This is a genomic window from Williamsia soli (assembly GCF_017377795.1).
Lineage (GTDB): Bacteria > Actinomycetota > Actinomycetes > Mycobacteriales > Mycobacteriaceae > Williamsia > Williamsia soli.
In genome coordinates, this window is record NZ_JAFRDR010000001.1 from 529,847 (window position 1) to 553,735 (window position 23,889).

General features: G+C 66.6%; 16 protein-coding genes. 9 read left to right on the top strand and 7 right to left on the bottom strand.

From position 1 onward, the window contains the following. Positions 1-2 precede the first annotated feature (2 nt). The gene (locus J3S28_RS02330) at positions 3-3,440 is read right to left on the bottom strand and encodes a (Fe-S)-binding protein (protein ID WP_207837043.1); all 3,438 of its coding nucleotides are present in this window, start codon (positions 3,438-3,440) and stop codon (positions 3-5) included. Between the two features lie 185 nt (positions 3,441-3,625). Here J3S28_RS02330 and J3S28_RS02335 point away from each other — a divergent pair, with 185 nt between their 5' ends. After that, entirely contained in the window at positions 3,626-4,231 is a 606-nt protein-coding gene (locus J3S28_RS02335) for a SanA/YdcF family protein (protein ID WP_207837054.1), read from the top strand. On the opposite strand, the gene J3S28_RS02340 is transcribed toward J3S28_RS02335, so the two are convergent. Further along, the gene (locus J3S28_RS02340; RefSeq protein ID WP_307796770.1) at positions 4,217-5,392 is read right to left on the bottom strand and encodes an acyltransferase; all 1,176 of its coding nucleotides are present in this window, start codon (positions 5,390-5,392) and stop codon (positions 4,217-4,219) included. The two genes, J3S28_RS02335 and J3S28_RS02340, sit on opposite strands and share 15 nt — an antisense overlap. A 192-nt stretch (positions 5,393-5,584) precedes the next feature. Here J3S28_RS02340 and J3S28_RS02345 point away from each other — a divergent pair, with 192 nt between their 5' ends. The 5 genes from J3S28_RS02345 (at position 5,585) to J3S28_RS02365 (ending at position 9,578) form a co-directional block, all read left to right on the top strand. Then, entirely contained in the window at positions 5,585-6,358 is a 774-nt protein-coding gene (locus J3S28_RS02345; RefSeq protein WP_207837077.1) for a TSUP family transporter, read from the top strand. Positions 6,359-6,728: 370 nt separating this feature from the next. Then, positions 6,729-7,007: a hypothetical protein gene (locus J3S28_RS02350; RefSeq protein ID WP_207837079.1), complete on the top strand. Its 279-nt coding sequence runs from the start codon at positions 6,729-6,731 to the stop codon at positions 7,005-7,007. 77 nt (positions 7,008-7,084) lie between these two features. Then, positions 7,085-8,647: an HNH endonuclease signature motif containing protein gene (locus J3S28_RS02355; protein ID WP_207837081.1), complete on the top strand. Its 1,563-nt coding sequence runs from the start codon at positions 7,085-7,087 to the stop codon at positions 8,645-8,647. A gap of 30 nt (positions 8,648-8,677) precedes the next feature. Continuing rightward, positions 8,678-9,103 (top strand): helix-turn-helix domain-containing protein, encoded by a 426-nt coding sequence (locus J3S28_RS02360; protein WP_237340927.1) that lies wholly within the window; start codon positions 8,678-8,680, stop codon positions 9,101-9,103. 10 nt (positions 9,104-9,113) lie between these two features. Next, positions 9,114-9,578, top strand: a complete 465-nt coding sequence (locus J3S28_RS02365; protein WP_207837084.1) for a VOC family protein — start codon at positions 9,114-9,116, stop codon at positions 9,576-9,578. A 5-nt stretch (positions 9,579-9,583) separates the two neighbouring features. On the opposite strand, the gene J3S28_RS02370 is transcribed toward J3S28_RS02365, so the two are convergent. From J3S28_RS02370 to J3S28_RS02380, 3 genes are read right to left on the bottom strand one after another with little or no spacing between them, the layout of a single operon-like run. Next, positions 9,584-11,704 (bottom strand): acyltransferase family protein, encoded by a 2,121-nt coding sequence (locus tag J3S28_RS02370; RefSeq protein WP_307796772.1) that lies wholly within the window; start codon positions 11,702-11,704, stop codon positions 9,584-9,586. Next, a complete protein-coding gene (locus J3S28_RS02375) occupies positions 11,698-13,866 on the bottom strand; it encodes an acyltransferase family protein (RefSeq protein WP_207837087.1) in 2,169 nt (722 codons plus the stop codon). Before J3S28_RS02375 ends, J3S28_RS02370 begins: the two co-directional genes overlap by 7 nt. A 51-nt stretch (positions 13,867-13,917) precedes the next feature. Continuing rightward, the gene (locus J3S28_RS02380) at positions 13,918-14,178 is read right to left on the bottom strand and encodes a helix-turn-helix domain-containing protein (protein WP_207837090.1); all 261 of its coding nucleotides are present in this window, start codon (positions 14,176-14,178) and stop codon (positions 13,918-13,920) included. Positions 14,179-14,229: 51 nt separating this feature from the next. Between J3S28_RS02380 and map the strand changes: the two genes are divergently transcribed. Both map and J3S28_RS02390 read left to right on the top strand, forming a co-directional pair. Further along, positions 14,230-14,997 (top strand): type I methionyl aminopeptidase, encoded by a 768-nt coding sequence (map, locus tag J3S28_RS02385; protein WP_207837098.1) that lies wholly within the window; start codon positions 14,230-14,232, stop codon positions 14,995-14,997. A 90-nt stretch (positions 14,998-15,087) separates the two neighbouring features. Beyond that, positions 15,088-16,290, top strand: a complete 1,203-nt coding sequence (locus J3S28_RS02390; RefSeq protein ID WP_207837101.1) for a hypothetical protein — start codon at positions 15,088-15,090, stop codon at positions 16,288-16,290. A gap of 89 nt (positions 16,291-16,379) precedes the next feature. Here J3S28_RS02390 and J3S28_RS02395 read toward each other — a convergent pair whose 3' ends face one another. Both J3S28_RS02395 and J3S28_RS02400 read right to left on the bottom strand, forming a co-directional pair. Continuing rightward, positions 16,380-18,830, bottom strand: a complete 2,451-nt coding sequence (locus J3S28_RS02395; protein ID WP_207837103.1) for a LuxR C-terminal-related transcriptional regulator — start codon at positions 18,828-18,830, stop codon at positions 16,380-16,382. Between the two features lie 11 nt (positions 18,831-18,841). After that, positions 18,842-20,593, bottom strand: a complete 1,752-nt coding sequence (locus tag J3S28_RS02400; protein ID WP_207837105.1) for an Hsp70 family protein — start codon at positions 20,591-20,593, stop codon at positions 18,842-18,844. A gap of 304 nt (positions 20,594-20,897) precedes the next feature. Here J3S28_RS02400 and J3S28_RS02405 point away from each other — a divergent pair, with 304 nt between their 5' ends. Beyond that, positions 20,898-23,861 (top strand): IniB N-terminal domain-containing protein, encoded by a 2,964-nt coding sequence (locus tag J3S28_RS02405; RefSeq protein ID WP_207837107.1) that lies wholly within the window; start codon positions 20,898-20,900, stop codon positions 23,859-23,861. Positions 23,862-23,889 lie beyond the last annotated feature (28 nt).

Sequence of the window (23,889 nt, forward strand, 5' to 3'; positions counted from 1 at the left end):
CCTCAGCGTTTGCCGGGACGCTTCTTACCCGCCGCGATTCCGAAGCCCTTTGCCTTACTGGCGCCGGTCTCCGTGAGCGTCGCGGCGTCAGCCGGACCTGAGCCATTGGTGGTCGGCTCCTCGGGTGCAGGCTCGGGCGCTGCTTCGGCTTCAGCCTCGGGCTGGGCCTCCGGTTCTGCAGGCGTGGCCGGCTCTGGCTCCGGCTCTGGGTCGGCCTGCGCCTCAGGCTCGGGCTCGGGCTCGGGCTTCGATTCTGCCTTCGCCGCGGCCTTGGGAGCGCCCGGACGCTTCGCCCTGCCACCCATTGCCAGGCCCTTGACCGGCACTGCCGGCTCCGCTGCAGGCTCGGGTTCGGCAGCCGCCTCCGGTGCACCAGCGCTCGATTCCGGGGTGGCCTGGGCCGCCTCGGGCTCAGACTCGGCGGCCGGCGCCGTTGCCTTCGCGCCGGGCTTGGGAGCTCCCGGACGCTTCGCCTTGCCGCCGATGGCGAGTCCCTTGACCGGGACCGCAGGCTTGTCGTCGACCTGTGCCTCCTCGGTGGCGGGGGCCTGTTCGGTGACTGTGGCGTCTTCGGTGACCGGCGCTTCGTCGGTCGCCGGTCCCGAATCGGCTTCTGGTGCAGCTTTCTTGGCTGCCGCACCCGGCTTCTTCGCCGCGCCTCCCGGTTTCGGTGCTCCAGGACGCTTCGCGCCGCCACCGATGGCGAGACCCTTCACCGGTGCGGCCGGCTTCTCGGCGGCTTCCTCGGTTGCGGTGTCGCTCGCCGCCGCGGTGGCCTCTGTGGTCTCGGTGTCCGCAGGCTTGGCCTCTGCGGCCGGCTTGGCTCCGCCAGGCTTCTTCGCCGCACCACCGGGTTTCGGTGCTCCGGGACGCTTGGCGCCGCCGCCGATCGACAGTCCCTTCGCCGGTGCTGCTGCCTTCTCTTCGGCTGCGGGGGCTTCGGGTTCTGCTACCTTCGCGGCACCAGGCTTCGGGGCTCCGCCGCCGGGCTTTTTCGCTGCGCCACCCGGTTTGGGGGCTCCGCCGCCGGGCTTCTTGGCGCCGCCACCGATGCCGAGACCGCCGCCGACCTTCGGCTTGTCGGCTGCAGGCTTCTCTTCAGTGATCGTCGCCGTAGGCGCTGATGCCTTCGCGGGCTCGGGAGCCTTCTCCGCGGGAGCGGCTTCGGGCTCGATTGTCGGAGCCGACAGGCCCAGCGAGGCTGCGCCGAGGAATCGTCCGCCACGCTTGATCTCGGGGGCGCCGCGCTTGACGGCCTCGAGGATCAACTGGGAGACGTCGACGACCTCGACCTTGCCTTCCTGCTCGGTGCCCGAGGTCTGCGCGGTCACGCCGTCGCTCAACATCACCTTGCAGAACGGGCAACCGGTGGCGACCTTCTTGGGATTGGTGCTCAGCGCTTCATCGACCCGGTCGATGTTGATGCGCTTGCCGATGCTCTCTTCCATCCACATGCGAGCACCGCCGGCGCCACAGCACATGGACCGCTCGCCGTGGCGAGGCATTTCCTTGAGCTTCGCGCCCGACGCCGCCATCAGTTCACGAGGCGCGTCATAGACCTTGTTGTGCCGGCCCAGGAAGCAGGGGTCGTGGTAGGTGATGTCCTCGTTCACCTCGGCGACCGGGATCAGTCGCTTGTCGCGGATCAGCCGGTTCAGCAGCTGCGTGTGGTGCACGACCTCGTACTTGCCGCCGACCTGCGGGTACTCGTTGCCCAGGGCGTTGAAGCAGTGGGCGCAGGTAACGACGATCTTCTTCTTCTGCTGCGGTGCTGTCGCGAACACTTCGCCGAGCATCTCGATGTTCTGTTGCGCGAGCATCTGGAACAGGAACTCGTTGCCCGCGCGGCGAGCGGAGTCACCGGTACAGGTCTCGCCTTCGCCGAGGACGAGGAAGTCGACGGCTGCGATGTCGAGGAGCTCGGCGACAGCCTTGGTGGTCTTCTTCGCACGGTCTTCGTAGGCGCCGGCGCAGCCGACCCAGAACAGGTACTCGAAGCCTTCGAAGCTCTCGACGTCCTGACCGAAGACCGGGATCTCGATGTCCATCTCATCGATCCACTTGGTGCGGTCCTTCGAGTTCTGGCCCCAGGGGTTGCCCTTGTTCTCGAGGTTCTTGAACAGCCCGGCGAGCTCGGACGGGAAGTCCGACTCGATCAGCACCTGGTAGCGGCGCATGTCGATGATGTGGTCGACGTGCTCGATGTCGACGGGGCACTGCTCCACGCAGGCACCACACGACGTGCAACTCCACAGCGTCTCGTTGTCGATGACGGCACCGGTGGCACCTTCGCTCTCGCCGACGAGCTTGCGCTCGGCCTCGAGACGGGCGGCCTCGGGGATGGCGTCGAGCTTGTCCTGGAGGACGTTGCCGTCGGCGTCGACGAGGCCTACCTCGTCACCGCCCAGGTCTTTCTTGCCGCCGGCGAGCAGGTACGGGGCCTTGGCCTGACCGTGGTCACGCAACGACATGATGAGCAGCTTGGGAGAGAGCGGCTTACCGGTGTTCCACGCCGGGCACTGGCTCTGGCAGCGGCCGCACTCGGTGCAGGTGGAGAAGTCGAGCCAGCCCTTCCACGAGAAATCCTCGATCTTGCCTGCGCCGAATGCGTCGACGTCGGGGTCGGCGCTCTCCATGTCGAGGACCTTGCCCGCCGACATCATCGGCTTGGCCGCGCCGAGAGCGACACCGCCGTCTGCCTCACGCTTGAAGTAGATGTTGAAGAAAGCGGAGAACCGGTGCCAGGCGACGCCCCAGTTGATGTTCTGTCCGACGACCGCGAGCCAGATCATGCCGGACATCAGCTTGATCAGCGCGAAGATCGAGACCATGATCGCGCTCGCCGGCAGGAGCTTGGCGACCTGCATCGTGAAGAAGTCGGATCCGGCATTGGCGTGGCCGTACGTGGCGATCTTGCCGGCCTTCACGAAGACCATGCCGAGGCCCTCGAGCAGCACCACGATCTCGACGAAGTACGCCGCGCCGAAGTTGGAGCCGCTGAAGCGCGACAGCCGCTCGGGCACCCGGGGGTGATTGAGCTGGCGGATCACGATGAGGGCCAGGACGCCGATGACGGTGCCGAGTCCCAGGATCTCGTCCAGTAGGTGCCAGGCGAAGGTGTCGCCGAACAGCGGCCAGTGGAACTCAGGATCGAACACCTGACCGTAGGCCTCGAACCACAGCAGCGCGCCGAGGAGGAAGCCGACCATCACCAGCCAGTGCGCCCAGCCGACCGTCCGGAATTTGGCCATACGCGTGTGAGCGATGAACTCGATCATCATCTGCTTGAAACGGGGCCAGATCGGGAAAATCCTGGTGGTGTCCTTCTGCCCCTGGGCGATGGTGCGGATCATTCTCCACACCCCACCGAAGAACAGGGCCCAGCACACCAGGCTGGCCAGGGCGGCAATGGTGCCGATGGTGATCGTCGCGGTCGTCACGGCGTCACGGCCTTTCTCTATGGAACTTCACGGCCAGTGGTACGGCTCTTTCGCACACGGCCGTTCGTTCACCCGGATGGCAGAACACGGCTTGCGCAGTGTTCTCCACTAGGTACGTTAAGGCTTGTCTTCGCAGCACTATTGCGCAGGTTGGCCTAAGTTACTAATCGGTAAGATCGTTTGTGATGTCCGCCATAACTCGCACAAGAATTCTACTGCTGATCGGCGCTTCGATGGCGACCGTCCAGTTCGCGATCGCGAGCGCTGCAACGTGGATCTATGTCATGGCATTTGATCGCGAGTTCGACGTTGCCGATGCCCCCACGGTGCCGGTCGCGCTGGTGCTCGGCTCCAAGGTTTCCGATGGTGAACCCGGGTCGTACGTACGCGGCAGGCTGGATTCGGCGCTCGAGCTGTACCGGGAGGGGCGGGTCCAGCAGATCTTGAACTCGGGTAACGGAGACCGTGCTGCGGGGGACGAACCGCAGGTCATGCGTAGTTACCTGGAGCAGCGTGGCGTTCCCGCAGGCGCGATCATCGACGACCCCGAGGGGTTCGACACTGCAGAAAGTTGTCGGCGCGCCCGCGATGTCTACGACGTCGAGGCGGTGCTGATCGTCACGCAGGACTTCCATCTCGCTCGGGCGATCGGATTGTGCCGGGACATCGGGATCGATGCGCGGGGCGTCTACGCCGAGTGCGAGTGCGCACCGTGGACGGTCGCCCGCAACCACATTCGCGAGACCGTGCTGGCGGGGCCTCGTGCGCTGCTCACCTCACTGACGAACTGAGCTGGGCTCTTCGATCTCGGTGACGACGTCGTCGTCCTGGGTCTCGGCAGTTGTGGGGCGCTCACGCTTCTTCTTCAGTGGCAGGCGGGGGCGGCCGGTCAGGTAGGACGAGCCCGGGAGGCGGCGAAGGATCTCGACGAGAAACAGCGAGCAGGCGATCGTGCCGACGTACATCAGGATGGTCGCCCAGGGTGCGCCGAGGGTGTTGATCCAGGGCTCACCGTTCTTCTGCGGGTACAGGATGAAGAAGATGAAGATGGCGTGGCACAAAAAGACGCTGAAAGACCGGTTGGAGGCGTACTTGACCACGCGGTCGAAACGCGGGGTGCTCTCTCGGTGGCTGTCGGCCCAGTGCTGGCCGATCGCGTAGAGGCACCCGATCGCGACGACGATGAACGGGATCAGCGTCGGCTGGAATGCTGCGCTCGCGTAAATTGCGCGCTCGCCGTCCGCGACCCGCATCAGGTAGGTGACCTGGGCAAACGCGCCGGTCACGACCAACGCGGCGAACAGCCACCAGCCTTTGCCTCGGAGCCAGAGCCGGATTGCTTCTCGGTGCACGGCGACGACGGCGCCGAGGAAGATCATGAACTGATACGGCACGAATGTCGCGTAGTAGTGCCACCAGATTCCCGCGATGCTCGCCGGCGGCTGCCAGTAGGTGATGACCGATGTGACGGCGATGTGGACGCCCAGGCTGGCCGCGAGCAGCGCGACGTGGTGGTTACGCGTTTTTCGGAGAACCCACAGCACCACTGGGAACAGCAGGTAGACCTGGAGCATCACGAACAGGAAGTACATGTGGAAGCCCGACAGGCCCCACTTGAGCAGGTCCCAGAACTCGTCGAGGCTTCCCGGGATGTCGGTTGTACGTCCGTGGGCCCACATGTCCTCGACCGCCCAGTAGACGAACGACCAGATCAGGTACGGGAAGATCACCAGCTTCATGCGGCGGCGCCAGAAGTCCGTCGACCGGAAATCGACCTTGTCGAAGTTCTGGTGCATGAGCACAAAACCAGTCAGCGCAAAAAAGGTGTTGCGGGTGAAATGCAGCAGCAGAGTCGTCGAATTGACGGGGACGCTGTCCCACTCATCCGTCGTCGCAGTCAGGCAGTGCACGAAGATGACCAGTGAAAACGTGGTGGCCCGGATCAGATCCACGTGGTGAAGATAAGTTCGCTTATCAGATTTTCGGGGGGTTCGTGCGACAGATCCTGCGTCACAGGTGCGGGCGGAGGTCGAGGCAGTCATCGCGGTACAGCATGCCGTATAACCCTGAGTTTTCGCTGGGCGGGAGGGGTTCCTCACATCAGGTGGTTACCGTGACCCAGTGCGTTGTGACGGATGTGCCCGATGATCCCTGACTGGGATGTTCTGGTTCTGCTGCTTGCCGCTGCGGGCGTCGCCGGGTGGATCGACGCGGTGATCGGCGGCGGTGGGCTGGTGCTCATTCCTGCGCTGCTGATCGCCTTTCCCGGAGCGCCGCCCGCGAGTGCACTGGGGACCAACAAACTCGCGGCGATCTGGGGGACAGGTGCCGCGGCCATCGCCTACTCACGTGTCACGGCCATCCCGCGCCGACTGGCGCTGATCTCTGTGCCGATCGCGTTCGTGTGTTCGGCGGCCGGCGCGCTGTCGGCGAAAGCGGTGTCGACCGAGATCATCCGACCGGTCGTGATCGTGCTGATGCTCGCGGTGGGCATCTTCGTCGCAGTTCGCCCGTCGTTCGGGAGCAACACCGGCGAGAGCCCGCCCCTCACGCGGAAACAGACCGTTGCAGGATGTGTCGCCTTCGCTGTGATCGGTTACTACGACGGCATTTTCGGACCCGGCACCGGCATGTTCCTGATCATCGCGCTGACGGCGCTGCTGTCTCGGAACTTCATCGAGAGTGCCGCGCTGGCGAAGATTGCCAACACCGCCACGAACCTGGGTGCGCTCGTCGTGTTCTCGATCGGCGGAAATATCTGGTGGGCACTGGGTTTCATGCTCGCGGTCGCCAACACCGGCGGTTCGCTGCTCGGATCACGGACGGTACTGAACCGCGGCACCGGCGTGATCCGAGTCGCGTTGCTCGTGGTCGTGGTGGTGATGTCCGCGAAACTCGCCTGGGATCAGTGGGGCTGACCTGCCGACCGTGCCGAACCAACCGCCGACCGTGCCGAACCAAACCGCCGACCGTGCCGAACCGGCCGTCGATCGTGCCGAACCAGCCGCCGACCGTGCCGAACCAAACCGCCGACCGTGCCGAACCAGCCGTCGATCGTGCCGAAACTCGCTCCGAATGTGCTCTTTTCCCGTTCCGGGGCGCTCGTGGGACCGAGTGGACCGCCGCTACCCGGCTGCTCCGCGCTCCCACATGAGAGGGCAGTATTTCCACGTCCCTGCCTCGCGAACGAAGTTCCAGGTGAAGTTGATATGTTCGGCGTCCGAAGCCGATTCGCCTGGCGCACTGTGGAGGGTCTCTGCGTCGACGCGTGCGTTGGCACCCTCAATCGTGATCACTCGAACGTCGACCACGGTGGTGGTCCTCGGTTCAGGCGGAATCGAAGGTGCCAATTCGCAGGAGAGCGCCTCGATCGTCTGCGTCTCCCCTCTGTTCATTGCGTCGATGAAGGCCGTGAACGCACGGCGTACCTCCTCGCTCCCCGGCGCCGACGAAGCTCGGCTGTCGTCGGTGTTCAGCCTTTCGTCAGGTGAGCAACCCACCAAGAAGGACGCGGTAACAATCGCGACACCCGTCATCGCTCCGAGTGGTGTATCCCTCATGACCTGAAGTCTCTCATCAGATCGCGATCAGCTGGTCGATTCTGGCGTCGCCTGATTGTCGGAGGGTGCTGATAGAAATATCTCATGAGCACGGGCATGGCTGATCTGATCGGCCGCATCGAGGGCATGGCTCTCGACGCGTTGGAGATCGTTGCTGTCCGTGAGGTGTTGTCGCGCAAATTGATCGACGTCCCATTGGCAATGATGTCGGACAAAGAAGCCGTGGAGTTGGCGCAGACCGTCGAGATGCAGACCCGCCGTGACGAGGCCGTCAAGATGAGGCTGTCGGCCGAGCTGACGGAGCGCAGGGTTGCTGCCAAGTTAGGACACAAGCACAACAATTTCCTGCGATTGGTGCTACGCATCTCAGCTGCACAGGCGTCCGCCAGATCGAAGCGGGCTGAGCGAACAGGGATCTGGCACAGCATCACCGGTGAAGTAACCGAACCGAGGTACCCCCACACCGCCAAAGCCCTGCGGGACGGTGCTATTGGCCTCGCGCACGAGAAGGTCATCTTCGAGACGATGACCGCGCTGCCGGCGAGTATTCGCAGCGATCTCGGGTTGTGGGCGAAGGGCGAGAGGTCGATGGCCGATGCTGCCCGGACCATGGACCCTGACGAGCTGAAAAAGGTCGGATTGCACCTCCACGCGTATCTGAATCCCGACGGAACGTTCGACGATGTCGACCGCAAGCAGAAGCGAGAATTGAACACCTCCAAGCAGGGTGCCGATCACATGGCGGGGATCAAGGGCAACCTCGATCCGGCGACGAAGGCGTTGTGGGACATGGTCGCTGAGAAATGGGCGGCGAAAGGCATGAACAATCCGGAGGACCCGCAGTCGCCGAGCGGAAATGTCGACAAGGCCGACCCGCAAGCCATCAAAGAAGCTGCAGCGCGCGACAGTCGCAGCCAGGGGCAACGCAACCACGATGCGTTCCGCCGATTGCTGGAAATGGTCGTCGGGCAAGGAAAACTCGGTCAGCACCGCGGATTGCCCGCTCGGGTGATCGTGACCATGACCCTCGAGCAACTCGAATCCGAAACCGGCCTCGCTACCACTGCGTCCGGAGGCGTGATCCCCGTTCGCGATGCGCTCGCTCTGGCTGGGGTGACGCGCAAGTTCTTGGCGCTGCTCGACAACAAACATCGTCCGCTGTTCCTGGGCCGCCAAGCCAGGCTGGCGTCAGCCGACCAGCGGCTGGCATTGATCGCCGCCGACCGCGGGTGCAGCCGCCCGGGGTGTGACCAACCCGCCACCCGAACAGCGGTTCATCACCTCACGGAATGGTCCAAGGGCGGACGGACCGACATCACGGCGCTCGCCCTGGTCTGCGACGGCGACCACGCACAAGTTCACGACGGGGATGATGGCTGGCTCACCGAGATCATCACCAACCGCACTGGACCACCGGGCTGGCAAGGCCGGATCGGATGGCGCCAACGCGGCACAGCCGATCCGCCGCGTCCCAACAACACACACTTCTCGGAGCTGTTCTTCACGCATCCGGAGATGTGGAATCCCGACGGTGAAGACGATGTCGCATGGTTCAAAGAACGCGCGCGTGAGGCTTTCGGAGCACCACGGTTGGAACCACGCATTCGCACCGTCGACTACGGATGGCGACGGCCGCTGGCTGCCTGAACATGGCGGTACGAGCAATAGACTCGCCCCATGGCGATGAGCCCTGGGGAAGATCAGAACCGGCGGCTGCTCCGCGCCCGCGACACGATGGACCGCGACTATGCGCAGGAACTCGACATCCCGAAGCTGGCCGCCATCGCGTACATGTCACCGGCGCACTTCACCAGGACGTTCCGCGCCACCTTCGGGGAGACGCCCCATCGTCATCTGCAGCGGCGCCGGATCGAACGTGCGATGGCATTGCTGCGAGGGACGGACACCTCGGTCACCGACGTCGCGCGCCTGGTCGGGTTCGAAAGCCTCGGAACCTTCAGCCGCACGTTCAGGGCGGTCACCGGTAGTTCGCCCAGCGAGTTTCGGCGCGGGACCGAGGCAGTGAATGTGCCGGTGTGCTTCGTGAAGAGCTGGTCGAAGCCGAGCAGTTTCGGAGAAGCCTCATCGACGCACAGCAACTAGCGTCAGCGGCATGTTCAACAAGATCACCATTCACTCCATCCAGGTACTCGACCAGGACGAAGCGCTCGACTTCTATGTGGACAAACTCGGCTTCGAGATCGCCGACGACGTCGACATGGGCTTCATGCGCTGGCTGACCATTGCACTGCCCTCTGATCCGGACCGGCAGATTCTTCTCGAAGTCCCGGGACCTCCCGCGCTGACGGAAGAGGTGGCCGCGCAGGTGCGCGACCTGGTGACCAAGGGTGCGCTCGGGGCCGCCGCGATCCTCACCACCGACGACTGCCGGAAGACCTTCCAGGAGCTGTCGACGAAGGGCGTCGAATTCACAGAGGAGCCCGTCGAGCAGCCCTACGGCATCGACTGCGCACTACGAGATCCCTTCGGCAACCACATTCGGATCACGCAGCCCGCGACAGGTCCGGTCGAGATCACCGACGCCGACAAGGCCAGGTGGGCGGGCGAGAACGCCTGACGCCGTCACCACCATTCGGACAAGGTGTCTCGCATGCTCTCCTCCAGCGCCGGCACGAGCGTGCGCATGAAGCTGGTCGTCAGGTGGTGGAAGTCGTGCCACACCAGCACGTTCCCGACGATCGCGGGGCACGTTGTGTCATCGCACATGGCGTCTGTGAAGTCGAGGAAGGTCATGTTCGGGAAGTCGGCTGTCACCTCCGCTGTGGGGTCGGCGGGGGACAGTGCGTGCTCTCTGTCGACACCGCACTCGGACGCGGACCGACCTTCCGCGAGGCACTCCGGCGGAGTGAGCGTCGGCCCGAGGGCCCACGGGGTGTCGCGTACCGCGATGACCTGCTGGCCGCGGTCGCGGAACTCGGCGAAGATCTCGAGGTAGTCGCCGGGGATGTGGTCGCCGGACCCGTCTCCCTCGGTCGGTCGGGTGCTCGTGGTGAAGACGACGTCCGGCCGATCGATGGACAAGCGGTCCATCACGTCCCGCGACCACACGTTGCACTCCGGATACGGGGTGCCGATGGGCGCCAGGATCGTGGTGGTGATCAGTGGGCAGCCGGCCTTCAAGTAGGTCTTGACCTGGAAGCCGCGGTCGCGTCCGATCTCGTCGAGTGCGGTCAGCCAATGCTCGGAATGCGATCCGCCGACAAGGGCGACGGTCCGCGCCGCTCCGGGAGTGCCGTAGACACCGATGCGCACCAGCGGATCGTCGAAACCCGACACGTATCCCTGCTGCGACGAGATCGGCCAGTCGTCCTTGACCGCAAGCGGATCGGGCTGCGGATCCACCAGCGGCACAGGTGCATCCGCCCAGAACGCCCGGGCGCCGGGGTAGAGCTCGGGGTCGAGCGCCGCGGCATCGACCTTGATCTGCTGACCTTGGGAGCGCCAGTCGTTGACGACCCAGCCCGCGGTGACGGAGGTCGCGAGGAGGAGGCACGTCATGACGGCTGCGTACGTCGGCACGAACCGGCGCGTCCGGTGTTCGGCCAGTCGACCGGACCGCAGCGGAACTTCGACGAATCGCGTTGTCAGGTATGCGAGTACTACTGACACCGCGATGATGGCCGCGCCTTCGAGGAAGGTCACGTCTCGCTGGTAACGCCAGGCGAGATAGAAGATCAGAAGCGGCCAGTGCCAGAGATAGAGCGCGTAGGCGATCGAGCCGAGCCAGACCGCCCACGGGTGTGCCAGCCAGGAACTCGCCATGGATGGCCCCACGTCTGAGGTCGCCGTACGCGTTGACCCGACCCAGATCAACACCAGGGCGGCGCCGACCGGCACCAGTGCCATCGCGGACGGAAACTGTTCCACTCCGGCGATCCACCACCCACTGGTCACGATGACGGCCAACGCCGCCACGCTCAGCGCGGTCCGCAACCATTGCGCCATCGCGAACCGTGGCATCCAGAGTGCGAGCAGCCCGCCGGCCAGCGGTTCCCATGCGCGGGCGACTGTGTCGTAGTAGTTGAACGGCTGATCGACGCCGTGGCGGTGGACGGCCCATACAAAGGACGTCACCGCGGCGGTGCCGAGTACCGCAGCGAGCACACCGCGGATCACCGCCGGATTGCGGAACGCCGTAGCTCTGGTGCCGAGCGCTTTCAGAAGTCCGCCGACCAGCAGCAGCGCGACGAGGGTTGCGACGAAGAATTGACCCTGCACCGACATCGACCACAGGTGCTGCATGGGACTGTTCGCAGAATCAGCTGCCGCGTAGTCCTGAGACTCGAGCGCCAGATGCCAGTTCTGGTAGTACAGCGCGGAGGCAATCATCTCGCCGCTCAACGATTCCCACCGAGCACGCGGCAGTATCAGCAACGTCAACGCGACGATGGTCGCCAGCACGACGAGCAAGGCAGGCACCAGTCGTCGAGCAAGGCGCCACAGGCGGGCACACGGATTGATCGCCGACATCCATGAGGCGTCAGGGCGACTGGTCGCGATCACGTGCTTGCACAGTGATGCGACGAAAAAATATCCGGACAACGTCAAGAAGACATCGACGCCGCCGGAGACGCGATCGAACCAGACGTGGAACACGACCACCAGGGAGATGGCCAGGCCTCGCAGGCCGTCGAGGTCGGTCCGGTAGGTGGTGCCCGGAGCGGCGTGTGAAGCGATCACCACCAGCCGGGCAACGCCTTCTGCAGGTCCACGGTCAGAGCCGGGATCAAGCTGCGGACGAAGGTGGCGGTCAGGTGGTGAAAGTCGTGCCACAGCAGGATGTTGCCCACCACGGCGGGGCAGTAGGTGGCGTCGCACATGGCGTCGGTGTAGTCGAGAAAACTCATGTTCGGGAAGTCGGGAGCGATCGCCAGGGCGGGGTCGGTCGGGGCCATCACCAGCGACCTCTCGACGCCGCACACCGACGGTTTCTTCCCCAGGGCCAGGCACTCGGGTGGGCTCTCCTGCCCCACCGACCACGGGTTGTCGCGTACTGCAACGACTTTCTGGCCGCGGTCGCGGAACTCACTGAAGACGTCGATGTAGTCCTTGGGCACGAAATCGCCGGTGATCTGACCCTCGACCGGGCGAGTGCTGTTGGTGAAGACCACATCCGGTTTGTCGACGGCGAGGCGTGCCATCACGTCGCGGGACCACTCGTTGCACTGGTAGTACTTCTGGCCGAACCAAGTGAAGACGTGATCTGTCGTCAACGGACACCCGACCTTGAGGTACGTGGTGACCTTGAACCCGTGGGCCTTGCCGATCGCGTCGAGCGCGGTGATCCAGTACTCGGCGTGCGATCCACCGACCAGCGCGACTGTGCGGGTCGCGGTGGGGTCGCCGTACTGCCCGACGATGATCGAGCCGTCCTTCCAGCCGGAGATCACCGAGTCATACGACGTGATCGGCCAATCCTTGTCCACCACCTGGGGGCTGGGTTCGGCTTCCACCCGCGGCACCGGAGCATTGTCGAGGAAGGCGCGGGCGCCGGGATAGAGCCGCGGATCGAGGTTTTCGGTATCGACGGTCAGATTCTTGACATGGTCGTTCCAGCGCCAGATCCCGACGCCGGTGACCGCGGTCAAGACGACCAGAATGGAGGTGAGCACCGTCGCGTAGCTGAGCCAGCGCGGGTTCCGATTAGGTGTCTGGGCGGACGCGGCGGGCTTGCTCTTTCCTGATCGCAGCGGCGACTCGATGTACTTGGCCGTCGCCCACGCCAGCATCAGTGAGACGGCGATGATGCCGGCGCCCTCGATGACATTCGCCCGATCCTTGTACTGCCAGGTCAGGTAGAAGATGAGCAGCGGCCAGTGCCAGAGGTACAGCGCGTATGCGATGGAGCCCAGCCAGACGATCGACGGATGTGCGAGCCACGAACTCACAGCGCCGGGCGCTGCGGCATCTCCGGGCGCGGTCTGGCGTGATCCACTCCAGATCAGCAGCAGGGTTGCGCCGACGGGCACCAACGCCATTGTCGAGGGATACTGCTGCACGCCGACGATCCACCAACCACAGCTGATGATCAGCCCCAGTGCGATCAGACCCAGCAGGTTGCGCATCCACTGCGGCATCCGGACGCGCGGCATCCACACCGCGAGCAGACCGCCGACGATGGGTTCCCACGTGCGGGCGATGGTGTCGTAGTAGTTGAAGGGCTGATTGATGCCGTGTCGGTGGTGCGCCCAGGCGAAGGACACCGCGGCAACGGCGAGCAGCGCCGCGAAGACGATGCCGCGGATCACCGGCGGCCTGCGGAAGACGGCGAATCGCGTCGCCAACATCTTGAGGATCCCGCCGAGCGCAAAGGCGGCCAGCATCGTCACCACGAAGAACTGACCTTGCACCGACATCGACCAGAGATGCTGCATCGGGCTGTTGGCGGAATCGGCAGCCGCGTAATCCTGCGAGGCCAGAGCGAGATGCCAGTTCTGGTAGTACAGCGCCGAGGCGATGGCCTCATTGCCCAGCGGTGACCAGCGGGTCCGCGGCATCAGGATCAGGCACATCACCACGATGAACAGCAGCACGGTCAGCAAGGCGGGCAACAGCCGTCGGGCCAGTCGCCACAAGCGCGGCCCGGGGTTGAGCGCTTCGGCCCAGTTCTCGGTGGTCGGATTGGTCGCGAGTACGTGTTTGAGCAGCGACGCCACGAAGAAATAACCTGACAGCGTCAGGAAGACATCGACACCACCAGAAACCCTTCCGAACCAGATGTGGAAGACCGCGACGAGCGTGATCGCGATACCACGCAAACCGTCGAGGTCCAGGCGATAGTCGCTACCCGAGGAGCGCTTGAGAGGGCTGGACTCGACGACGGGGTCGGTCACAGTCGCGCTCACCGGTGAGATTGTTCCAGACGAAGCTGTGGATTCCGCTGTCGACGCACGCGTTTATGAGGCAGATCTCTGTGGCTCGGCGAGGGCAACGGCCAGCTGATCCATCGATAGGGACAGTTCCTCGGCCAAGGCCGCGATGGTGAAGAAGGCCGGTGTCGGGATGCGTCCGGTCTCGATTTTCCGCAGGGTCTCCACGGAGATGCCGGCGGCAACCGCCACCTGACCCATGCTGCGATCGCCACGCGCTGCGCGCAGAACTGCGCCGAGCCGGCGACCCCGGTCGACTTCGCCGGGGGTGAGGGGTACGCGGACCATGACCCGTATAGTAATACCGGTATTTTAATTCGCGCAAAGGACGGTGTGGGCGTGGTCGACCTCAAGACTCCCGGTGAGATCGAGATGATGCGTGAGGCGGGCAACATTGTTGCCCGAGCGCTTGCCGCGGTGAAGGGTGCAGCCGTCATCGGGACAACCCTCAAGGAGCTCGACGACGTCGCTGCCGCGGTCATCTCCGGTGCCGGCGCTGAGCCGGTGTTCCTGAACTACCACCCGAAATGGGCGCCGACACCGTTCGCCGGCGTCATCTGCGCCAGCGTCAACGACGCTGTGGTGCACGGGATACCTGATCAGCGGGTGATCAGAGACGGTGATCTGGTGAGCATCGACTGCGGCGCACGACTGGACGGGTGGTGCGGCGACGCCGCGATCAGCTTTGTCGTCGGAGAGGCGGACCAAGCGGACCTCGACCTCATCGCCGCGACCGACGCCGCCCTGATGCGGGGTATCGAGGCTGCACAACCCGGCGCCACGATGGGCGACATCGGGCACGCGATCGCCGGTCCGGCCCGGATCGCCGGTTACGGAATGCTCGAAAGTCACGGGGGACACGGCATCGGACGCACCATGCACGAGGCGCCGCCCGTTCCGAACGAGGGACGCGCCGGGCGGGGGCTGACGTTGAAGCCGGGACTCGTGATCGCCATCGAACCCATGCTGATCCGCGGGGGGACCGACGAGTACGTCCACGCCCCGGATGGCTGGGAACTGCGCACTGCCTCCGGCGCCCGCGCGGCGCACTCGGAACACACCGTCGCGATCACCGAAACCGGTCCGCAGATCCTGACGACGCTCTGATCGGCCTTCGGACCAATCGTGCCATTTGTCCTGTACAGCTGACGCAAGGGCTGTAACTTCTCTTACACTTCAGCAGAGAGGGCATATCGCATGGCGCGAGCGGCGAAATCGGCAGGCAGGCACAAGAAGTCGAAGTCGGTTCGCCGGCGGCAGCGCGCGGCGGTTGCCACCTCGGCAATGGTGACCGCTGCGTTGGGCGCGACGGTGACGCTCGGGGCGGCGCCGGCGTCGGCGGTGAGTATCTGGCCAATGGTCGAATGCGCGGCGGGTGAGGCTTCCGAGTACTCATCGGTCGACTGCGAGGGCGCGTCCCCGCCTCTGCTACTCGACGTTCTCGATCAACTCGGTATCTCGCTGCCACTGACAAGCACTGCAGCCGCCAGGCAGCCGTTTCTCCTCGATCCGGGAGCGACCGCCACAATCTCCGGCCCAGGAGTTGCGATAGCGAACTCCCAGCTCGGCTTGGGACATGCTGAAGCAAACGCCTTGGGTTTCGTGAGCGGTGCGGTCGCGATCAAGGTCCCTCAGAATCCCTTCAAGCCGGGCGGATCGGCGACGGCGACGTCGTTGCCACTGGGTCTGACGATCGCTGTGTCCGGTGAAGGGACTGCCAAAGCGGTTGCGCTGGGCGGAGTTGCCACGGCAATCGGCGATCTCGGTGGGTTGATCGAAAACGTCAGTTGCATGGCCCTGTTCGCCCAGGCGTCGCATACCGACGTCGGATCCTGTACAGGCTTGCTTTTCATCTTCACCGTCTCGCAGGAAAATGGCGTACCGGGATACGTCTTCGCGATCGCTGACCCGACCTCACTCGAGATACTCGACAACCAGGGTCTGATCCCGCTGCCCATTCCGAACTTCGCCCGCGACATCCTGCGAATCAAGTTCGGTGGGCCAGGTGGTATCTCGTTCGAGAGCGACCTCGTGCCGCCGTCCACGCCGTCCACGACGTCCACGACGGCTTCTGCCAGGGTCGCCGCGCCGCAGCCCAATGTCACAGCTGTCGCGGATGAGTCTGAGGTCCCTGCCGAACCGGAGCACGAGTATGTCGGCAAGCACCGGGCGGCCGAGCCGAATGCTGCCGTAGAAGAGGAACTGGCCGAGTCGGCACCTGCGGCTGAAACCGAGCCCGCACCCGAGTCGGAACCGGTGGTCTCGGAGAAGCCCGACACCGCGGTCTCGACCTCGACGCCTGTCCCGTCGGCCACAGAAACCTCGCCCGACGCTCTGGCCGACAAGGAAACCCCGGAACCAGACGCGTCAGTGGAGGAAACGGCCTCAGACGTGGAGTGACAAGTGCTCGCGCATCGTTTGGAGTGTCGCGCATCGGATCAATCCGGTGCGCCACGCACCAGCCAGTGCGGGAGCGATTGGCTCGCGGGTCAGCGAGGAGCCGTTGGACCGTAACCGGCTGCTCGGAGCATGGAAAGCATCTCGGACCGCGATCCTGCGCCGATGCGCCGCCTGATCCGTGCCACGTGATGCTCGACGGTCTTCGCCGAGATGTACAGCGCTGCACCGATCTCGCGGTAGGTGTGGCCGAGGAGCAGGTGCCGTGCGACCTCTGCTTCTCGTTCGGACAGCTGGCTGGCAGTGGCCTGATCAGTCGGCCCCGCCGCCGGCGCAGGGGCAGCTGAGCCCGAGGGCCCCGACACCAGACGAGCGACCTGCAGCAGTGTCGTGGCCGACTGCGTGTCCCCGACCCTGAGGGCGGCCTCGCCCGCCAACCGGGCGGCGTCCCAGGACAATCCGGCGGTCTCGAGCCTGCGGGCGGCCGATTCGACCTCGACGACGTCGGGGCTCCCCTGCATCACTCGCAGCCACGCCCGGCCGGCGTCGGCGAGCGCTGCGGCGAAAGCGTCATCGCCTGCTGCCTGGCCGAGCATGCGGGCGTAGGGAACCAGGGCGGCCGGATCGTCGGACAGGATCGCAGCCTGCACGCCGTACCAGCTCCACGACGTGGCCCACGCCGGCGGCGACCCCAGGTCGGTGAGCAGACGATCGGCCTCGTCGACGAGATGAGTGAGCCGGGTGATCTCGTCCAATCGCACTGCGGCGAGCCAGAGTTCACCGACCGGTAGGAGGTTGAAGAGGTCGACCTCCATCTCCGCGACAACAGGTGCAGCATCCTTCCAGGCGCTGCGCAGGCCACCGGCGTCGCCGCGCCGTCGGGCGATCGCCACGGTGAGAGCATGAGCCACCACGTCGTCCCGGAACTCCTTCGGCTCGCAGGATCGGACGATGTCGGCGGCACCGGCGAGGTCGCCGCCGAGCATCACGGTCCAGCCGTACAGCAGCTTTTCGCGGGTCGTGCCGGCGTTGGCGGATCGGGTGAGCGCGGAGCGGGCGCCGACGAGGTCACCGCCGTGTAGCGCAAGGAGGGCTGCGATCGCGGTGGCCGACTCCGGCTCTGCCCGGTCGTGCGGGCGGGACAGGGACGCGGACCGCAGCACGCTGCCGATCGCGGCGGCTCGAGACGTGGTCAACGAGGCCACCAGTCCGGTGGACAGCAGCAGCGCCCTCGAGTTCTCGGTGGTCGGAGGTGCGCTGGCCGCTGCGGCAGTGAACTCGTCGGCGCCGGTCCGGTCACCGGTGGCGATCAGGGCCAGGGCACCTAGCGGGGCGTCGGCGCCCGCTTGCGCGGGCCCGAGCCACCGATAGAGCGCCGCGCATCTGGAGTAACTGCCGCGCCTCGCGGCCACCGACGTCGCGATACGCACGGCGTCACGTCGTGTGTCTGGGGAGCCGTCGGCGAGGACCGTGTCGACGAGAGCAGTTGCGGTGTCGAGGTCTCCGGCACGTACAGCGGCATCGGCAAGGGGGAGTTGGGCGACGCCGGGGTCGGTGCCTGCGGCGAGCGCGGCCGTCCACAGCGTGACGGCTCGAGGGGCAGGTGCGAGGGCCGCGGCGTCCGAGAGCATCTGCGCGAGGGCAGGCGTGGTGATACCAGCGTGCGCCGCGGTGATGGCGGTGTCTTCGCGCAGCACACCGTGGGCGAGCAATACGTCCACCAGGGCCCGGTGGATCGAGGCCACGACGTGCTCGCCTCGCACCACCCGAAGTCTCGGCGCCGCCGAGGCGAGCAAGGCGTCTGTGGCACCGAGAAATCCACTGCCACGCGCCCGATCGACTGCGCTGCACGCGCTCTCGAGGTCGATTCCGAGGGTTTCGGCGACCGTGTTCGGGTCCGGCGCGGGATGGAGGCCGGCGATGGTGAGCACGTCCAGGGTGGTCGGATCCAGTTCCCGGAGGCGTCGCTGTTGCCACTGGGAGATGGCCTCGCGGGCGGCCACTTCGGGCTCTCCCGAACCGTCCGCGGCCGATCGGGCGGCAACCAGGGCGGCATTCACCGCGGCCCGGACGCCACCGCTCTCGACCCGGATCGCTTCGGCGACAACAGGGGTGATCGTCCCACCGGCGCGCGCGACGATTTCCGTACGCGACAAGGGTGCGAGGGTGAAAGCGGAACCGGCCGTGCCGATCGTGCGGCGCAGTTCCTTCACAGCGGGGTCGTGGAAGCGCGGTTCGGAGGCGACGATCACGGTCGCTTGCGAGGATTCGGCGAATCGGGCTATGCGACCCAGTGTCTCGGGGTCGCGGCTGTGGGCGTCGTCGACGACGATCGCGGAACCGGCCTGTTCGTCGGGTGTCGGCGACACCGGGGTCCCGGCTCGTTGCAACACCGATCGACACGCGTCGAGCAGTTCGGTTTTCCCGCTACCGGACACCCCGGTCACGAAGGCGACCGTTGGTTTACCGGCTTGCAGTCGCGACAGCAACACCTGCGGGGCCGGAGACGACGCGGAGCGGAGATCGACCGATGACACAGGCATGCCTGCCGTTGTCACCCGAGGACGCCGCCGAGCAGTCCGCCGACACCGTCGCCGACGCCACCGACCACGCCGCCGACGCCGTCACCGACACCACCGACCGCGCCACCGACGCCGTTGCCCACATCGGCTGGGGTCCCGCCGACCCCACCACCGCCGGTGTCTCCACCGGGCGCCTGGCCGCCGCCTGACGTGTCCCCGCCGGTGCCCCCGCCTGAGGTGTCTCCGCCTCCCGAGGTGTCACCACCGCCGGGCTGTGCGGGTGGGGCGCCCGCGACCGGTGCGTTCTCGACGGGCGCGGAACCGGTTTGACCTGCGGCCGGCGGTGCGCCTCCCGCGGTGTTCGCCGGCGCACCCGAGGTGCCCCCGGCACCGGGGCGGCCGGGAGTCGAGGCGGTTCCGGGGGTGCCGTCAGGATTGCGAGCAGCAGTTCCGGTGGTAGCACCTGCCGTGGTCGACGGCGACGACACACTCTTCGCCGGGGCCGTGGACTCCGAGGAACCGGCTGTCGGCTTGTCGTTGTCGGTCAACGCGGTCCCGACCGACAGGCCGCCCGCGGTCAAGAGGGCGATGGCGGCGGCGACTCCGACGACGACGGCGATCCGTTTGGGGCGCGACATGGTCTTTGGCTCGGCGACAAGGGTTCTCGGGGCGGGGGTGATCGCCCGGGTCGCCGACGGGACCATCTCTGCCGACGCTGCGGCGGGTGCGGCGAGTGCAACATTCGCCTGTGCAGCAACAATATTTGCCGCCGCGATCGTCGCAGCGCCGGTGGCGGAGGTGATGGTGGGATCTGCGTTGACGGCCACCGGTAGTCGCAACGTCGACGACACCAGTTCGCTCACCAACGGTGTTGCCGAACCGCCACCGATCAGGACGATGGTCGAGACCCCGGCCAAGTCGGTCTCTGCCAGGTGAAGGGCTTCGCCGATCAGCGACATCGACGAGGTCAGTGGTCCGCGCAGCAACTCCTCGAGTTCGGAACGCACCAAGCGGGCCTCGGTGCGCAGACCGGGCAGGTCGATGGAGACGACTGTCTCGGTGTCGACGGACAGAGCCTCGCGGGCAGCTGCGCAACGGGTGCGGAGTTCGGTCAAAGCGGTGATCGTGGCGGGATCGAACGGATCGATCGCGTCCGCGGCACCGACCGAGGCGAGCACGTGGCCCAGCACCAGATGGTCGAACTGCGCGCCGCTCACCTCTTCGGAACGCAGTGGCCGTCCGAGGATCCGCGAATCCGGTCCACCGGTCACGACCGCGACGTCGAGAGCAGAACCGCCCAGGTCGTAGACGACCTGCACGCCGTCGACAGGTCCGCGCCGGGCCTCGAGGGCGGCGACGGCCGCGACAGCTTCGGTGACAACGGTGACCGGGGGAAGGGCCTGGTCGTCGGCGGCTGACCGGAGAGCCTCGATCGCGTGCGCCTGCCAATCGTTGGGGATGGCCACCACGATCTGGTCGGCGTTCCAGCGGTTGGCCTCGGCGGCCAGCGAGCTCATCGCAGCGGCGTAGAGGTCCTGACCGGTGTACTGCGTGCCGTCGTCGCTGAGGAGCGCCACCGGATCGCCGACGCGATCGGCGAAGCCGGTGATGCGGTGCGCGCCCGCGGTGTCGGCAAGGCGGGGCTCCTGGTCGGGCGTGAGGTCGAGATACGGCCCGGTGACCACGACGTCACCCACAGGTCCGGCCTCGTCCGCCGGTGCCGCGACACACGTGGTGCTTCCGATCTTCAACCCGAGCGCGGTCCCCATCTGCGATGTGGCCATGTCGACGACTCCCTCTGCGAACGTTGCGTATGCGTCGGCGTGCTGTGATGCCGTCCCCCATTGTGTCGCTGCAGGTGAGGCCGGTGTTACCCATTCGGGGAATCGGTTCATCAGGAAGGGGGCAATGCACCGATCCCCGGTCCCCGTACGCCCCGGATCCCCTAATGCCCCGGCACCCGATCCCCTATGGAGGGTTCGAAAAGCCTGGGGCATCAACCCGTTGGGCACGGGGCCCGGACTTCGTAGCGTTGTAGTCACTCACCGCGGATCCGATACCTGGATCTGCCCGGATACAGGAGATCCCATGGCCAGCAACGCAGTACTCGATTTCATCCTCGGGCTCCTTCGCGACGATCAGGCGGCCTCGGCCTACTGCCTCAATCCGCAGGGCGCACTCGACGCGGCCGGTTTGCCCGACCTCAGCCACGCAGACATCGTCGCTGCCGCTCCGCTGGTGGCCGACTCCGCTCTCTTCGACGGTGGCTCCAGGCTCACCCAGATCGTCAACGCCGGCGGAGGCGCAGGCGTGGTCAACGTCGTGAACATCGGCAACATAGGAACCATCGGGGCGATCGGTGGCGGTATCGCGGCGGGTGGCCTCGAGTTCGGCAACGTCGATTTCGGCGACCTGGTCTTCGGCGGCATCGACTTCGGCAACCTCGAGTTCGGCAACCTCGGTGGCATCAACCTCGGTGGCATCGACCTGGGTGCCATCGATCTGGGTGCCATCGACCTCGGCTCGCTCGACCTGGGCGCCATCAACTTCGGTGATCTCGACTTCACCGCCCAGTTCGCGGCAATCCTCGCCGCGAGCCTGTCGGCCGCTCTGACCGTCGGCGGCGAGCTCGCGGCCGGCTTCGGCGCGGTACTCGGCGGCGTGATCGAGGCGGCCCTCGAACTCGGTGGCGACCTGACCGGCGTCCTCGACCTCGACGGCGTCCTCGACATCGGCGCCACGGTCGCCGCGATCATCGGCGGCGGACTGGGTGTCACGGCCGGCCTGACCGGGCAGCTGGCCGCGGCCATCAACGCGGCGCTCGCCGCGGCCGGTGGTCTCGACCTCGATGCAGCACTCGCTGCCGGCGGCGCGATTTCCGCGGCGCTCTCCGGGGCTCTCGCGCTCGGCGGCGATGTCGCAGCTGCGGTCGGCGCGACCTTCGGTGCGGTGCTCGGTGCCGGTATCGGCGCGAGTGCCGACCTCGTGGGTGACCTCGCCGGTGCCCTGATCGCCGGAGTCGACGTCGGTGCCGCCATCGGTGCTGTCGTGGGCGGCGCGATCGGGGTCGGCGCAGATCTCGCAGGTGGATTCGGTGGAACCCTCACCGGCCTCCTCGGTGCCACCGGCGCTCTCGAAGGAGCCCTGGCTGCAGTCCTCGACGCGGACGTCGTCGCAGGACTGGTCGGCGGGTTGACCACCACGTTGCAGACCACCTTGGCCGGTGTACTGGCGGCCGGCGGTGAGATCGGGGCGGACCTCGGTCTCGCAGTCGGTGCCCTCCTCGGCGGCGCACTCGATCTCGACGTCCTCGATCTCGAGGCGATACTGGGTGCCGACGCCACGATCGCTGCGGTGCTCGCCGGCGCCCTCGAGCTCGGTGGCGGCGTCACCGCGGGGTTGACCGGTGCCCTGACCGCGATCATCGGCGCAGGCGGCGGGATCGACATCGATGGCGTCCTCGGAGCCGGTGGCGACCTGGGTCTCGCGGTCGGCACGGTGCTCTCGGGGGCGCTCGCGGCCGGTGGCGACCTGAGTGGACTGTTCGGTGTAGCACTCGGCGGAGTCGTCGGCAGCGTCCTGACGGGCGACCTCGGCGCCCAGCTGACCGGCCTGTTGGAGGGCGGCGTGGATCTCGGTCTCGCACTGGCGACAGTGTTCGACGGCGCTCTCGATCTTGCCGGGGCGGCCGATCTCACCGCAGGCCTCACCGCTGCATTCGGCGGGGCACTGGCCACAGCGCTCGGCGCGGGCGGCCTGCTCGACGTCGACGTCGCCGGACTGCTGGCCGGCGGGCTCAGTGCTCAACTCGCCGCCGCGCTGGCCACCACTCTCGCGGCAGGCGGCGACCTCGCCGCAGATCTCGGCGCGTCGCTGAGCGCAGTTCTCGCAGCGACCACCGGACTTGCTGCCGCAACTGATCTTTCCGGGTTGCTGAACCCGGAACTCGGGCTGGGCCTGGCCACCGACCTGGTCGGCGCCCTAGGTGTCGGCGGGGTCCTGGATACCGATCTGGACCTCGCCGGCATCCTCTCCGCAGGCGGCGACGTGGCAGCAACCCTCGGCGCCACCGTGGGAACGACCCTGGGTGGCGTCCTCTCCGGTGAACTCGGCACGCAGCTCCTCGGCGTCCTCGACGGGGGCGTCGATCTCGGGACCGGCCTCGGCGTCGTCCTCGAGAGCACGCTCGCGCTCGACGGTGGCCTGGCCGCAGGGCTCGGCACGCAGCTCGGCGCTGCGCTCGCTGCGGGCGGTGTGGTCGCAGCTGACGTCACCGGACTCCTCGAAACCGAACTCGAGACCGGCCTCGACACCTCGCTCCTCGCGGCCGGCGCGCTCGCCGGAGGCGCCGGCACTGTGGTCGACGGTGGACTGGCGGGCACACTCGGCGCCGCCGGGGCACTGGCAACCGGCCTGAACACCGCGGTCGACGGCGGAGTGGGCGGCGGCCTCGCAGCAGCAGGAGCGGTCGCAGGCGGACTCGAAACAGGTCTCGGCGCAGCGATCTCCACCGGCGGTGGTGTGATCGCCGGGGGCGACGTCGTCGCAGGTGGCGTCCTCGACACCGCACTGGACACCACGGCGGGCCTCGACACCGGCATCGTCGGTTCGGTCACCGGAGGACTCGCCGGCACCGCGGGCGGCGGCCTGGACCTGGGTGGTCTCGGCTCGGGTGGTCTGGATACGGGCCTCGGTGGCGGCGCCACGACCGAATTGCAGGGCGCCCTGGATGATCTCGCCCCGACCGCTGACGTCACCGGCGGACTGGCCGACCCGACAGCACCTCTCAGCGGCACTGCAGACATCGCTGCGGACACTGCTGGGGGCCTGACGGGATCGCTGACCGAGACCACCACCGGTGTGGTCGGCGGGAGCACCTGGTCGGACATCGATGCCGACAACACCTTCGGCGCCGGAGGCGGCACCGACACAGGGCTCGACGCAGGTGGCCTGACCGGCAACCTCACCGGTGGTCTGCTCGGCGGAGCGGGAGTCGGTGGCGACACCGACGCCGGCGCGACCTCGACGGTCGACGACGGTATCGACGACTAGTGCTTCGAGCACAGACACGAGGGGTGTA